Below are 13,409 nucleotides of genomic sequence, written 5' to 3'. Positions count from 1 at the left end.
TCAGACGTTCAGCAGAAGATATTCGCGTTCCCACGGGCTGATCACGCGCATGAACGTTTCGAACTCACCGCGTTTGATCGCCGCATAGGTCGCCATGAAGCTGCGGCCGAACACGCCTTCCAGCGCCTCAGACTCTTCGAAGAGCGCAACGGCTTCAAGAAGGCCGCGCGGAAGATCGTAGTCCAGGCCGTGCGCCGAACCTTCGACTGGCTCGGTCGGTTGCCCGCCTTCCATCATGCCGAGATAGCCGGCGGCAAGGCTCGCGGCGATCGAAAGGTACGGATTGGCGTCGGAGGAGGGGATGCGGTTCTCGACGCGCCGCGATTCAGGCTTTGACGGCGGCACGCGCAGACCGGTTGTGCGGTTATCGTAGCCCCAGGCGACATTGATCGGCGCGGTCGCCGCCTTGGTCAGGCGGCGATAGGAGTTCACATAAGGCGCGAGGATGCACATCACATGAGGTAAATACTTCTGTTGCCCGGCGATAAAGGCAAAGAACTCCGGCGTCGGATCGCCCTTGGCGTTCGAGAAGATGTTCTTGCCGGCCTTGTCGCGCACCGATTGATGTATGTGCATGGCCGAGCCCGGCTCATTGGCGATGGGCTTGGCCATGAAGGTCGCATAGATATTGTGGGCGAGCGCGGCTTCGCGGATCGTCCGCTTGAACATGAAGACCTGGTCGGCGAGCTCAAGCGGCGCGCCGTGACGGAGATTGATCTCCATCTGCGCGGCGCCCTCCTCGTGAATGAGGGTGTCGATCTCAAGACCCTGCGCTTCCGAATAGTCGTAAATGTCCTCGAACAGATCGTCGAATTCGTTCACGGCCGAGATCGAATAGCTCTGGCGTCCGGTTTCCGGACGGCCCGAGCGTCCGACCGGCGGCTCCAGCGGGTAGTCGGGATCGGTGTTCGGCTTGACGAGATAAAATTCGATTTCGGGCGCGACGATCGGGAACCAGCCCTTTTTCGTGTAGAGCTCGATCACGCGGCGCAGCAATTGGCGCGGCGCGACTTCGATCGGCCGTCCGTCGCGGTGATAGCAGTCATGGATCAGCTGCGCCGTGGGATCGCTCGCCCAGGGCACGACCGACAGCGTCGAGAAATCGGGTTCCAGCACGAGATCGGCATCGGCGGGATCGCCCGCGCCCGGCACGTCCTCGTCGGGATATTCGCCGGCAATCGTCTGATGGAAGATCGACGACGGAAGATTCATCGCCGGGGCGTTGAAGAATTTCGACGCCGGCATGATCTTGCCGCGCGCAACGCCCGCCTGATCCGGCACCACGCATTCGAGTTCTTCGATGCCGCGCGATGCAACCCAGGTGCGCGCTTCTTCCATATTCGCAACACCTCGAAGAGAGGAGGCGGCGGCTTTAACTGGCTTCTTCTTGCTCATGCGGTTTTGCAAAACCGCGCGCCCGGCAGGGAAGTTATACCCCATAAGGGGGCACCGGGGCACGCGACTCCAGACCCTCGGGTCCGGCTGCGCTCCGTGGTTGTTAGGCTATCCGCGGCTTGCGGTACCTTCCCTAAGAGTGCCGGGCCGGCCGCGATTGGTCAACTCCAACCGGTCGTCATGCTCCAAAGGGAGTAAATACCGGCCCAAATCGTGCATCTTGTTTCCGTCTTCGGGGCTTCGTAACCTTAAGTCCGGGTGACGCCCCCAGAACCCCTTGGAGGACCGAGTAATCATGAAATTCCGCCCAATCCTCTCGGCACTTGCAGTTGCGGCCTTCATCGGTTCTGCAGCCGGCGCTATGGCCGAGGAAATTCACGTCTACAACTGGTCGGACTATATCGACGAAGAAATTCTCAAGGACTTCGAGAAAGAGACCGGCATCAAGGTCGTCTACGACACCTTCGATACGAACGAACTTCTTGAGACGAAGCTTCTGACGGGCTCGACAGGCTATGATGTCGTCGTGCCGACCGCGACGTTCCTGAACCGCCAGATCAAAGCCGGCGTGTTCCAGAAACTCGACAAATCGAAACTGCCCAACCTGAAAAACATGTGGCCTGAAATTCAGGAGCGTGTTGCGCGCTACGATCCCGGCAATGAATACGCCGTGACCTATATGTGGGGCACGACGGGCATCGGCTACAATGTCGCGAAGATCAAGGAAGTGCTGCCGAACGCGCCGGTCAATTCGTGGGGTCTCATCTACGATCCCGAAAATGCGAAAGCGCTTTCGAAATGCGGCATCATGATTCTCGATTCTGCCGAGGATCTTCTGCCGTCGGTCATGAACTATATCGGCATCTCGCCGCCGGACTTCATCAAGGTCGAAGATGTGCAGAAGGCCGGCGAAGCGCTCGGCAAGCTGCGCAAGTCGATCAAGAAGTTCCATTCCGACGAATGGAAGAATGCGCTTGCGGACGGCGATATCTGCGCGGCGGTCGGTTATTCCGGTGACGTGTTGCAGGTCGCGGGCCGCGCCGAAGAAGCCGGCAAGGGCGTCGAGATCCAGTACGTCATTCCGAAAGAGGGCGCTCAGCTCTGGTTCGACATGCTGGCCATTCCGGCCGATGCGCCGAATGTCTCGGGTGCGCACAAATTCATCGACTATCTGATGCGGCCTGAAGTTGCCGCCAAGGCGACGAACTTCGTTCAATACGCCAACGGCAATCTCGCATCGCAGCAGTTCATCGATAAAGAAGTGCTGGACAATCCTGCCGTCTATCCCGATCCGGACACTCTGAAACGCCTGTACACGGTCTCCACCATCGAAGACCCGAAAATGCAGCGCGCTGTGACCCGGGAATGGACAAAAGCCAAAACCGGACAGTAACCTCGTAGCCGAGTGGGGCGCGGGGCGCCCCACTCGGGGAGCCCCGCAATGCCTCCACAGAGTACGAAAGCGGCTTTGGGTCCGGTCCGCCGGAGCTTCAGTCCCTGGACCGATCCGGATGCTGTTCCGCTCATCCGCTTCGAGAACGTCACCAAGAAATACGGTGACTTCACCGCCATCGATAATCTCACCCTCAATATTTATGAGCGCGAGTTCTTCGCCCTGCTCGGACCGTCCGGCTGCGGCAAGACCACGCTGATGCGCATGGTCGCCGGTTTTGAAGAACCGACATCGGGCAAGGTCCTTCTCGCGGGGAAAGATCTTGTCGGCGTGCCGCCCTACAGGCGCGCGGTGAACATGATGTTCCAGTCCTATGCGCTGTTTCCGCATATGAGCGTTGCGGACAACATCGCCTTTGGCCTGAAACAGGCCAATATGCCGAAAGCCGAACGGGACGAGCGCGTCAAGGAAATGCTCAAGCTCGTCAAGCTCGACAAGTTCGGCGGGCGCAAGCCGCATCAATTATCGGGCGGCCAGCGCCAGCGAGTGGCGCTTGCGCGCTCGCTTGCTCTGAAGCCGAAAGTACTTTTGCTCGATGAACCGCTCGGCGCGCTCGACAAAAAATTGCGCGAGGAAACGCAGTTCGAGCTCACCGATCTTCAGGTCACGCTCGGCATGACCTTCCTGATCGTCACGCACGATCAGGAAGAGGCGATGACGGTTGCCGACCGCATTGCCGTCATGGATCACGGTAAGATCATCCAGGTCGCAACGCCCGGCGAAATCTACGAACAGCCGGTCTCGCGCTATGTCGCGGATTTCATCGGCGATGTGAACATCATCCCGGCCAAGGTCGAGACGGCGGGCGGCAACGCCATCAAGCTGAAAAGCCCGTGGTCGGAATCGCCGATCGAAGTGTCGACGAATGTTTCTGCAGCAAACGGATCGGACGCTTGGCTCGCGCTGCGGCCGGAGAAAGTCGGCATTTCCCTGCAGCCGCCGGCGCCGGGTACGGCGAATGTGCTTGCCGGCGAAGTCTGGGATATCGGCTATCTCGGCGATCTGTCGATCTACCGCGTCAAACTTCCGAGCGGCGACATCGTCAAGGCGCAGATCGCCAATTCGACGCGTCTCGTCGAACGTCCGATCACCTGGGAAGATAAAGTGTGGCTGAGCTGGGCGCCCGAACAGGCCGTGCTGCTGACAAGCTGAGGATGTAGGAATTGGCCAAGCGGGTGGGGGAAAGAGACTGGAAGCGGACGATCGAGATCGGCGTGCCTTTTGTATGGCTCGTCGTTCTCTTCCTCGTTCCGTTCTTCATCGTTCTGAAAGTGTCGTTGTCGACCGGCGTCATTGCGATGCCGCCATACGAACCGGCTTTTGATTTTTTCGCCGACGGCGTCTCTGGCACAATCGAGAAGATAAAATCCTTCTCGCTGGCAAACTACACATGGCTGTTTGGCGATCCGCTCTATCTTAATTCCTATCTGTCGAGCCTGCGCATCGCGGCGATCTCGACGATCCTTCTTCTGCTCATCGGCTATCCTATTGCCTACGGCATGGCGCGTGCTCCGAAAGATATCCGGCCGATGCTGCTGATGATGGTCATCCTGCCGTTCTGGACGTCCTTCCTCATCCGCGTCTATGCATGGATCGGCATTCTGAAGCCGGAAGGTCTGCTCTCGACGCTGTTGATCTGGCTCGGCCTGATCGATGAGCCGCTGGCCATCATGAACACCGAGAAGGCGGTCTTTATCGGCATCGTCTATTCCTATCTGCCGTTTATGGTGCTGCCTCTGTATTCGAGCCTTGAAAAACTCGACGGCACTTTGCTCGAAGCAGCCGCCGATCTCGGCGCAACGCCCATTCAGGCCTTCTGGAAAATCACCTTCCCGCTGTCCATTCCGGGCATCGTTGCCGGCTGCATGCTCTGCTTTATTCCGGCGGTCGGCGAATTCGTCATTCCCGATCTTCTCGGCGGCAACGAGACGCTGATGATCGGCCGCGTGCTCTGGAACGAGTTCTTCCTTAACCGCGACTGGCCTGTGTCGTCCGCGGTTGCGGTTCTCCTTCTGCTCGTTCTTGTGATCCCGATCGTGTTCTACCAGAACTTCCAGCAGCGCCAGCTTGAGGCCGATCGATGAGAAAAGGCCTCTCCAATTTCAATCTGGTTTCGCTGACGCTCGGCTTTGCGTTTCTCTATATTCCGATCGTCCTTCTCGTCATCTATTCGTTCAATGCGTCGCGCCTCGTGACGGTGTGGGGCGGCTGGTCGACGAAATGGTATGGCGAGTTGCTGAACAATCAGCAGCTTCTCGACGCGGCGTGGATCACCGCGCGCGTTGCGTTTATTTCCGCGACGTTCGCGACCGTGCTCGGCACGATGGCGGCGATTGCGCTCGTGCGTCACGGCCGGTTCCGCGGCCGCACGCTCTTCTCGGGCCTTGTCTATGCGCCGCTCGTCATGCCGGAAATCATTACCGGCTTCAGCATGCTCTTGCTCTTCGTCGCCATGGGCGTTTCGCGCGGCTTCTGGACGGTGACCATCGCTCACATCACCTTCGCCATGTGCTATGTCGCGATTGTCGTCCAGTCGCGCCTCCTAAGCTTCGATCACAGCCTGGAAGAAGCGGCGCAGGATCTCGGCGCAACGCCGACAAAGACCTTCTTCGTCATCACGTTGCCCATCATCGCCCCCGCCGTCATTTCCGGCTGGATGCTGGCCTTCACGCTCTCGCTCGATGATCTCGTCATCGCCAGCTTCACGACGGGCCCGGGCGCAACGACTTTGCCCATGCGCATCTATTCGTCGGTGCGTCTCGGCGTAACGCCCGAAATCAACGCGGTGTGTACGATCCTCATCGGCATCGTCACCTGCGTCGTTATCGGCGTGTCGATTGCCGCCAAGCGGGCCGAAAACGAACGCGTCCGCGCCGAGCGCATGGCGATCGCCAACGGCTAGTCGTCAGCGCTCGAGGGACGTTTCTCGGCCGCACGCGCGCCTTCGGCCAGAGGCAGGCGGCTGGCGCGGGCAAGCAATGCCACCGGCAGCAAGCCGACCAGCACGATGAGAAGCGCTGCGACCGACCCGTCTTCATAGGTGCCGCGCGAGGCCTCCGCATAGACATGCGTGGCGAGCGTTTCGAAATTGAACGGGCGCAGAAGAAGCGTCGCGGACAGTTCCTTCATCGCATCGACAAAGACGAGAAGGGCGGCGGCGCCGAGCGCCGGGCGCAGCAGCGGCATGTGCACGCGGCGCACGACACCCGCGGATGTCTCGCCGAGATTGCGCGCCGCGCTGTCGAGGCTCGGCGAAATCTTCTGGAAGCCGGCTTCAACGCCGCCTGCCGAAATTGCCAGGAAACGCACCGCATAGGCGTAGACGAGCGCAAAGCCCGAACCCGACAGCAGAAGCCCTGTCGAAATGCCGAACCATTGGCGCATTCCGGCATCGACCGCATTGTCGAAGGCTGCGAGCGGCACCAGAAGGCCGACGGCCAGAACCGTGCCGGGGATCGCATAGCCGACACTGCCGAGGCGCACGAGCGCGGGCGGCAGCGGACCGCGCACCAGGCGGGCGGTGTAGGTGAGCGTCAGGCCGAGAAGAACGGTGACGATCGTTGCGACGGCGGCGAGCGAAACCGTGTGCCAAGTCTGAGTGAGAAGCTGATCGGACAGGCCGCGATAGGTGATGTCCTCGATCGCTTCCCGCACCAGATAGAGCGCCGGGAAAAGGAAACCGAAGCAGATCGGGAATAGGCAGAAGAGGCTCGCGCCGAGCGCGGTCAATCCCGTCAGCTCGCGCGGGGCGATGCGGCGGCTGCGCTGCGCCTGCGTATTGAAACGCTGATGACGCCGCGCATAGCGCTCGATGAGAACGAGCGCAACGACGACGAACAGCATGACGATGGCGATCTGCGCTGCGCCTTCGAGCGAGGAATTGTTGACCCAGGTGGAGTAGATCGAGACCGTCAGCGTGCGCACGCCGAGAATATCGGACGCGCCGAGATCGTTCAGCGCCTCCATCATCACAAGGCTCACACCCACCGCAATGGCGGGGCGCGCAAGCGGCAGTGCGACGCGGAAGAAAGCCGCGGCGCGCCCGGCGCCGAGCGTGCGCGACACATCAATCACGCAGGCCGATTGCATGAGGAACATCGCCCGCGTTGCGAGATAGACATAAGGGTAGAGCACAAGCCCGAAGAGCAGGATCGCGCCCCACATGGATCTGATATCGGGCAGGCGGAAATCGGCGGGGCTGGCAATGCCGAGAACCGCGCGCATCGCCGATTGCACCGGGCCGAGCGGATGCATCAGATCGACGCTCGCATAGGCCATGATGTAGGTCGGGATCGCGAGCGGCAGCAGCAGCGCCCAATCGAAGAGATTGCGGCCCGGGAAACGGTGGGCCGTGACGAGCCACGCCGTGCCGACGCCGAGCACAGCGGCGAGTGCGCCGACGCCGAGCAGCAGAGAGGCCGTATCGCGGACGGCGACGGGCAGGACATATTTTATGAGATGCGGCCACTGATCGCCCGAGCCGTGCGAAGCGATGACGGTGAGCGCGATAACCGGCGCCAGAACCAGCGCGGTAATGACAAGGCTCGCCGTAAGCCAGAAGCCGGGAAGGCTGAGGCGGAAGGAAGAAGACGGCGAGGGTGCTGTTATATCGGTCATGAATGAAATGAACGGGGCGGCGCGGGGCCGCCCCGATCTGATCTTACCTTAGTTGTCGAAGCCCGTGCGGTCGACGAGGTCGGCCGCGAGCTTGCGGTTTTTGGCGATCTCCGTCAGCGACAGCGAGTCCGGCTTCAGAGTGCCGAGCGCCTTGATGGTCGGGTGTACGTCTCCGACGATCGGATATTCATAGTTCTTGTCGGCGTAAAGTTGCTGAACTTCCGGCGCGGCGAGGAATTCAAGAAGCTTGATGGCTTCCGCCTTGTTCGGCGCGTTCTTGGCAAGCGCAGCGCCCGAAACGTTCACTTGCGTGCCGGCCTTGTCGGAGAAGGTTGGGAAGAGGACATTGATCGCCTCACCCCAGGCTCTGTCTTCCGGTTTGTCGGAATTGCGCATCAGCCCGACATAATAGGAATTGGCCGGGCCGATATCGCAGATGCCGCCGAGAATATCGCGCGCGACATCGCGGTCGCCGCCGGCCGGCTTGCGGGCGAGGTTCGCCTTCACGCCGTCCAGCCATTTCTCGGTCTCGGCTTCGCCGTGCTTGGCGATGAAGGCGGCGATCAGCGCAATATTGTACGGGTGCTTGCCCGAACGTATGCACACTTTGCCTTTCCATTTGGGATCGGCGAGATCCTCATAGGTAATGGCGGTGTCTTTCACGCGGTCTTTCGACACGTAAATGACGCGGGCGCGCAGGGTCAGCGAGGTCCAGTTATGATCCGCGTCGCGCAGATGCTTGGGCACTTCCTTGTCGAGAATCTCCGAGACGATCGGCTGGGTGATGCCGGCTTCGACGAGATCGTTGAGATTGCCGATATCGACCATGATCATGAGATCGGCCGGCGAATTGGCGCCTTCGGCCTTCACGCGTTCGGCAAGACCTTCCTTCACGAAGATCGAATTGACCTTCACGCCGGTCTTCTTCGTGTACTCGTCGAGCATGGGCTGGATCAGACCGGGCTCGCGGGTCGTATAGATATTCACTTCCTTCGTTTGCGCGGACGCAGCGAGGGGAAAGAGGCAGGCAGCGAAGGCGGCGAGCGCCAGCGGGCGCTTCAAAGTCGTCGTCACGGGATTCCTCCAGAGGTTGGAACTCCTCAAGGCCGGATGACCTCGGGAGACCGGAGGTTCTTATGCGGTGGAAGCCCGCGTGCGCAACGAAAACCGGAACAAGATCAAGTGCTTACAATAGAAGCATTCTAGACTTTTGAGCTTTGCCCTTGGCAGGCATAAAAAAAGCGCCGGGAGGCTCCCGGCGCTTTTTTTACTACCGTAGTAGCAACTGATGGGCGCTTTTAGTCGCCGAGCTCGCCGATATGGTGCTGCGAGTAGAGTTCGACGCCGAGTTTGGCGATGAGGTCGAGCTGTTCTTCGAGGAAGTCGATATGGCCTTCTTCGTCGGTCATCAGTTCCTCAAAGAGGTCGCGGCTAGGGAAATCGCCGACCGAGGCCGAATAGATGGCAGCTTCCTGATAGAGCTTGCGCGCATCGTGTTCGGCAGCCAGATCGCTTTCCAGGATTTCCTTGACCGACTGGCCGATGCGGAGCGGGTCCAGCACCTGCAGGTTCGGGAAGCCTTCGAGGAAGAGGATGCGGGCGATGAACTTATCCGCATGATTCATCTCTTCGATGGACTCGGCGCGCCATTTCTTGGCGAGGTCCTTGAAGCCCCAATTGTCGAAGATGCGGTAATGCAGCCAGTACTGGCTGATCGCGGTCAGTTCGGAGCGAAGCCCGCGATTGAGAAATTCGATGACTTTGGGATCGCCCTTCACTGTGCCGCACTCCTCTAAGTATCTTTAGAAGAGTTCTAAGCTGGGAAGCGAAAGGATTCAAGGGGATTTGCCGCCCCTTAACCCAAAATCACTCGGCGGCTTCGAGGACGGCCAGATCGCTGAGCTGCGGGATATCGTTTTCGTTATGAGCGTGGGCATGCCCGCCCGGGCACACAGCGCAGGCGGCCGGGCAGACGGCCACGGCCTGTTCGATAATGGTCTTGATGGTGCGCGAGCAGCGGCCGCACTGGGCGCTGCAGCCCAGGCAGCGATAGACTTGGCCGGGCGTGCGCGGCGCCACATCCAGCGAAGCACAGGCCTCGCGTATGGCGTTGTCCGTCAGAACATTGCACGAGCAGACGATCATTATGGCCCCTGCGACGTAGTTTAGAAATTCTCTAAACTACTGAAACTACGTGTAAAATGGTGATTGTTGGCCGCCGAGTCAATGCGAATTGGCGCGTAGTCCTGTGGCACGCGACCGCGCCTTTTCGGGCCTCCGATTAGGCCTTTGATCAGGCAGGGAGAACCCGGTTCGGCGGGAAGGTCATTTCGACGAGGGTTCCGGCGCCGGGCACGCTCTGGATGGAGAAGCGGGCCCGGTTGGCTTCCACCAGCGCTTTGGTCAGCGGCAGGCCAAGGCCCGTTCCGCCTTCCGGATTGGTGGCGAGCTGTTTGAAATTCTGCAATGCCAGCTCGATCTCGTTGTCGTTCATGCCCTGGCCGGTGTCGCGCACCCGCAGAACGGCATCGCCGTCCTGGGTCATCAGCGTCGAGACGATCACCTGGCCACCCGGGGGGGTGAATTTCACGGCATTGGACAGAAGGTTCAGCGCCACCTGTTTGATGCTGCGGAGATCGGCGATCACCGCCGGCATGGACGGCGCAAGCGAGGTGCGGATGATGATGCGTCCGCGATTGGCCTGTGGCTGCAGCAGGGAAGCCGTCGACGAGACGATCTCGTTGAGATTGACGCGGACGAAATTGAGGTCGAAGCGGCCGGCTTCGATCTTCGACAGATCGAGAAGATCGTTGATCAGGCTGACAATGTGCGTTCCCGACTGCGTGATGCCGTCGAGATATTCGCGGTATTGCGGCGCGCCGAGCGGGCCCAGCCTCTCGGTCTGCATGATTTCCGAGAAGCCGAGAATGGCGTTGAGCGGCGTGCGGATTTCGTGGCTGATGCGCGCCAGAAAATCGGTCTTGTGGGCGTTGGCGCGCTCGGCTTCGAGCTTGGATGCGCGGAGCTCGTCTTCCGCCAGTTTGAAAGCGGTGATGTCGCGGAAGATGGCGCACAGACGCTCATCGCCGATGCGGCCGAGCGTCATGAGAAGCGGCAAAGAATTGCCGCGCCGCCGAAGGCCGATCACTTCGCGCCCGTCTCCCGCGCTTGTTCTGGCCGTTATGATGTCGAGATAATCGAGCGCGGTGCGGTGGCTGTCGGGCCCGAGAAGAAGCGTAAAGCTGCGCCCTTCGACCTCGCCGCCGTCATAGCCGAAAAGTGCTTCGGCACCGCGGTTCAGCGAGAGAATGCGCCCCGTTTTGTCGAGAAGGACGATGCCGTCGCTTGCCGCGTCGAGGATCGCGCGCAGCTCTTTCTCGCGCGGATTGTCGGGCGCTGCCGGCACATGGCTCGCTGCACCGAGGAACAGAAGGCTTGCCGCCTCGTCCTGCCAGCGGATCGTTTTCAGATGCGCTTCGACGCGGATCGAACGTCCCTGCGCGGTGCGAAGGCCAAGCCCGCGCGCATGGCCCGCATGCTGCGGCAATTCTTCGAACAGCGCATCGAGCCCGTGCAGGATCAGTTCGTTCAGATCCTGAAAACCGGTGAGATCGAGAAAGGCGTGATTGGCAAAGAGCGGCACGCCGAGCCGATGAATGAGGATCGCGGCGGGCAGAACTTCCAGCACATCGAGCGCGCCGTCACCGATGGCGCCCGCATGCGAGGACGGAAGGCGCGCGGCGACGGAGGAGATGAGATCGCGCGCGCCGTCATTGGGCGTGCGCACCGAAAGCGCGCGGGCGATTTCGCTGAAGGCATCTTTTTCTTGCGCGTCGAGGCTCGGCCGCTGTCCGCGCGGCAGAGGCGGGAAGGGCAGGACGGGCGCCGAAATCGGCTCGAATACCGGCTCCGGTTTCGGCTCGGGATCCGGCACGATTTCGATCGTGATCGATGGCGGAGGCGCAGTGGGCTGGATTGGGGTCTGGCGCACCGGCTCGCGCGGGGCTTGCGCCGCACGCATGACGCCGAAGCCGCGGAAGCCGAGAAAGGTGCGGTCGCGCTCAAAGGCCGGCAGGCCGGCAAGCTCAAGCAGGAGGACGCGCCCGTCGGCGGCCGGCCAGTTGATGGTGATGCCGCTCCAGGTGTCGCGGCGGGCCAAAGCCTGCATCAGCTCGGCCGGGACCTCGCCGCCATGGTCGAGGACGACTTCTTCCCAGGTGCGTCCGTTAATGATGCGGCCTGGGCCGAGAATGGCCACAAGCTCCGGCGACAGGCCGGAAATCCGCCCGTTTTCGTCCGATTGCCAGACAAAACGCAGCGGCCGTGCAGTCTCGTCCGTCTTGTCGCCGAACGGCGGAATGGCGGAAATGTCTGTCATCGGTCCCCCGTTTTTCCCTTAACGGAACGGGGCCGGGCGGTCTATGCGGCTCAAGTGGCCTTGCAGAGTAAAATTCCAGCAAGGCCGGGGTCTGCGGCTTGCCGCTCCCGCCGAATTCTCTTAGGTAACGGGCCTCGGCCGCGGCCGTCGTGCAGCCATAGCTCAGTTGGTTAGAGCACCAGATTGTGGATCTGGGGGTCCGCCGCTTTAGCGGGGAGAGCAGCGCCGTCCTTACCTTCTGAAAAATCTACGCTTTCCTCGGTTCCCTCTTCCTGTTCTTCGGCGCTATCTGGGGCTCTGTGTGCTCCCAGTGTGTTGGCCGAAAATACCTTAGCCGCTGCAAACAGCTCATCAATCGATGTGTGAGCATAGCGGTGCGTCATAGAGGAAGTCGAGTGGCCCAGCATATCCTGGATCACCTTCTCTCGAACTCCGCGCATCGCGTTCCAGCTCGCAAACGTGTGACGCATATGATGAATTTTAACCCCGGTCAGCTTGGCATCACGCCGCGCCCGAAGCCAGAATTTCTTCAGCGTCGTATAGGGTTTCCCGGTCGCCCGATTGAGGAAAACCCAGCCCTCCCTCTGTGCCCGCGGTGTGCGCCGAAGTGTGTCGAACGCAACATCGGACAGGGGGACCATCCTACTTTTTCCGGACTTCGTTTCGTTCACGTCGATGTTGCCGATCGTGATGAGACGTTCGTCCATGTCGATCTGATCCCAGCGAAGCTTGAACAGCTCCGACTTTCTCAGACCAGTATGTACGGCGAGCGTCACAAAAAGCCGCTGGTACTCATGGCGGCAAACGCTCAGGAGCCGTTCAAATTCCTGTGGCCGAAGCCACGTCTTGTCTTTCTTCGAGTCCGGGATGCCCTTCCGGCTGAATTCCTTCAGCGGATTGGTCTTCGGCCCGCCCGGCCAGTGGCGGGCATGGGTATAAAGCGTCGACAGAAAGGCGAGGTCCTTTCGGATTGCCGGCCCGCGGGTCGTACGCATGTCTTTGCGGCTTTGGACGTAATGCCCGAGACGATCTTCGTCGAGGGTCTTCATAGGGAAATCGCCCAATATCCGTAGGATATTGACGAGATTTCCTTTGTAGAGAGCGACCGTCGTGGGCTTCAGATCGGTTCGCTCGGCGAAGAACTTCTCCGACGCTTCGATCAGCGTCAGATCCTCGGCATTGACGATCAGGAAGTTTCTTTTTGCTTCCTCGTTGTCGGCCCAGGTTTGAGCCTCGCCGCGAGTTCTTTGGCCAGTGGAGACACGTTCGATTTTGTCTCCAATGCGGAGACGAGCCTGGAAATACGGGCTTCTTGATCGCTTATAGAGTTCGGCCATTGCCAGACCTCGGCTTGGTGTGACGAGTGTTTATCGGATAGCCAGCTCTTCACGGCTGACTCCTTCACGAGCCACTTTCGACCAAGTTTGACGGCGCCCGGCAGAGTTCCGCGAGAGGCCCAATACGCGAGCGTCCGCGGTTTTATGCTTCCCAGGAGCGCCGATAGCTCTTCTAGGGAAAGGTACTGTTCAACCATTGTCCCACCCGAACCAAACCGTCAAGAACATA

The 13,409-nt window shown here is 60.4% G+C and carries 11 protein-coding genes, 1 tRNA gene and 1 pseudogene; 5 read left to right on the top strand and 8 right to left on the bottom strand.

The features are described from left to right. Window positions 1-1,395 carry a glutamine synthetase family protein gene (locus tag IZ6_RS12975; RefSeq protein WP_222875466.1) on the bottom strand — a complete coding sequence of 465 codons (1,395 nt, stop codon included), beginning with the start codon at window positions 1,393-1,395 and terminating at the stop codon, window positions 1-3. A 295-nt stretch (window positions 1,396-1,690) separates the two neighbouring features. Here IZ6_RS12975 and IZ6_RS12970 point away from each other — a divergent pair, with 295 nt between their 5' ends. From IZ6_RS12970 to IZ6_RS12955, 4 genes are read left to right on the top strand one after another with little or no spacing between them, the layout of a single operon-like run. Beyond that, the gene (locus IZ6_RS12970) at window positions 1,691-2,788 is read left to right on the top strand and encodes a polyamine ABC transporter substrate-binding protein (protein ID WP_222875465.1); all 1,098 of its coding nucleotides are present in this window, start codon (window positions 1,691-1,693) and stop codon (window positions 2,786-2,788) included. A gap of 48 nt (window positions 2,789-2,836) precedes the next feature. Further along, window positions 2,837-4,000 (top strand): ABC transporter ATP-binding protein, encoded by a 1,164-nt coding sequence (locus tag IZ6_RS12965; protein WP_222875464.1) that lies wholly within the window; start codon window positions 2,837-2,839, stop codon window positions 3,998-4,000. A gap of 11 nt (window positions 4,001-4,011) precedes the next feature. Further along, on the top strand, window positions 4,012-4,932 hold the full coding sequence (locus tag IZ6_RS12960; RefSeq protein WP_222875463.1) for an ABC transporter permease subunit: 921 nt from the start codon (window positions 4,012-4,014) through the stop codon (window positions 4,930-4,932). Then, on the top strand, window positions 4,929-5,750 hold the full coding sequence (locus IZ6_RS12955; RefSeq protein WP_222875462.1) for an ABC transporter permease: 822 nt from the start codon (window positions 4,929-4,931) through the stop codon (window positions 5,748-5,750). The genes IZ6_RS12960 and IZ6_RS12955 overlap by 4 nt, the downstream gene beginning before the upstream one ends. Here the strand turns inward: IZ6_RS12955 and IZ6_RS12950 are convergent. The 5 genes from IZ6_RS12950 to IZ6_RS12930 all read right to left on the bottom strand — a co-directional run bounded on the left by IZ6_RS12950 (window position 5,747) and on the right by IZ6_RS12930 (window position 11,843). Continuing rightward, on the bottom strand, window positions 5,747-7,465 hold the full coding sequence (locus IZ6_RS12950; protein WP_222875461.1) for an ABC transporter permease: 1,719 nt from the start codon (window positions 7,463-7,465) through the stop codon (window positions 5,747-5,749). The genes IZ6_RS12955 and IZ6_RS12950 overlap by 4 nt on opposite strands. A 48-nt stretch (window positions 7,466-7,513) precedes the next feature. Next, window positions 7,514-8,527 (bottom strand): Fe(3+) ABC transporter substrate-binding protein, encoded by a 1,014-nt coding sequence (locus tag IZ6_RS12945; RefSeq protein ID WP_420825588.1) that lies wholly within the window; start codon window positions 8,525-8,527, stop codon window positions 7,514-7,516. 236 nt (window positions 8,528-8,763) lie between these two features. Further along, window positions 8,764-9,243 carry a bacterioferritin gene (bfr, locus tag IZ6_RS12940; protein ID WP_222875460.1) on the bottom strand — a complete coding sequence of 160 codons (480 nt, stop codon included), beginning with the start codon at window positions 9,241-9,243 and terminating at the stop codon, window positions 8,764-8,766. Between the two features lie 88 nt (window positions 9,244-9,331). Then, on the bottom strand, window positions 9,332-9,610 hold the full coding sequence (locus IZ6_RS12935) for a (2Fe-2S)-binding protein (protein ID WP_222875459.1): 279 nt from the start codon (window positions 9,608-9,610) through the stop codon (window positions 9,332-9,334). Window positions 9,611-9,758: 148 nt separating this feature from the next. Continuing rightward, window positions 9,759-11,843, bottom strand: a complete 2,085-nt coding sequence (locus IZ6_RS12930; protein WP_222875458.1) for a PAS domain S-box protein — start codon at window positions 11,841-11,843, stop codon at window positions 9,759-9,761. A 154-nt stretch (window positions 11,844-11,997) separates the two neighbouring features. Between IZ6_RS12930 and IZ6_RS12925 the strand changes: the two genes are divergently transcribed. After that, window positions 11,998-12,107: transfer RNA gene (locus IZ6_RS12925), tRNA-His, on the top strand. 152 nt (window positions 12,108-12,259) lie between these two features. On the opposite strand, the pseudogene IZ6_RS16120 reads toward IZ6_RS12925, so the two are convergent. Continuing rightward, window positions 12,260-12,838: pseudogene (locus IZ6_RS16120) on the bottom strand (site-specific integrase); the annotation flags it as partial. Window positions 12,839-13,029: 191 nt separating this feature from the next. Further along, a complete protein-coding gene (locus IZ6_RS16115; RefSeq protein WP_222875456.1) occupies window positions 13,030-13,377 on the bottom strand; it encodes a helix-turn-helix domain-containing protein in 348 nt (115 codons plus the stop codon). Window positions 13,378-13,409 lie beyond the last annotated feature (32 nt).

The sequence above is a fragment of the Terrihabitans soli genome, assembly GCF_014191545.1.
Lineage (GTDB): Bacteria > Pseudomonadota > Alphaproteobacteria > Rhizobiales > Methylopilaceae > Flaviflagellibacter > Flaviflagellibacter soli.
Note: the sequence above shows the minus strand (reverse complement) of the source record. Positions and strands in the feature narration are given on the sequence as shown.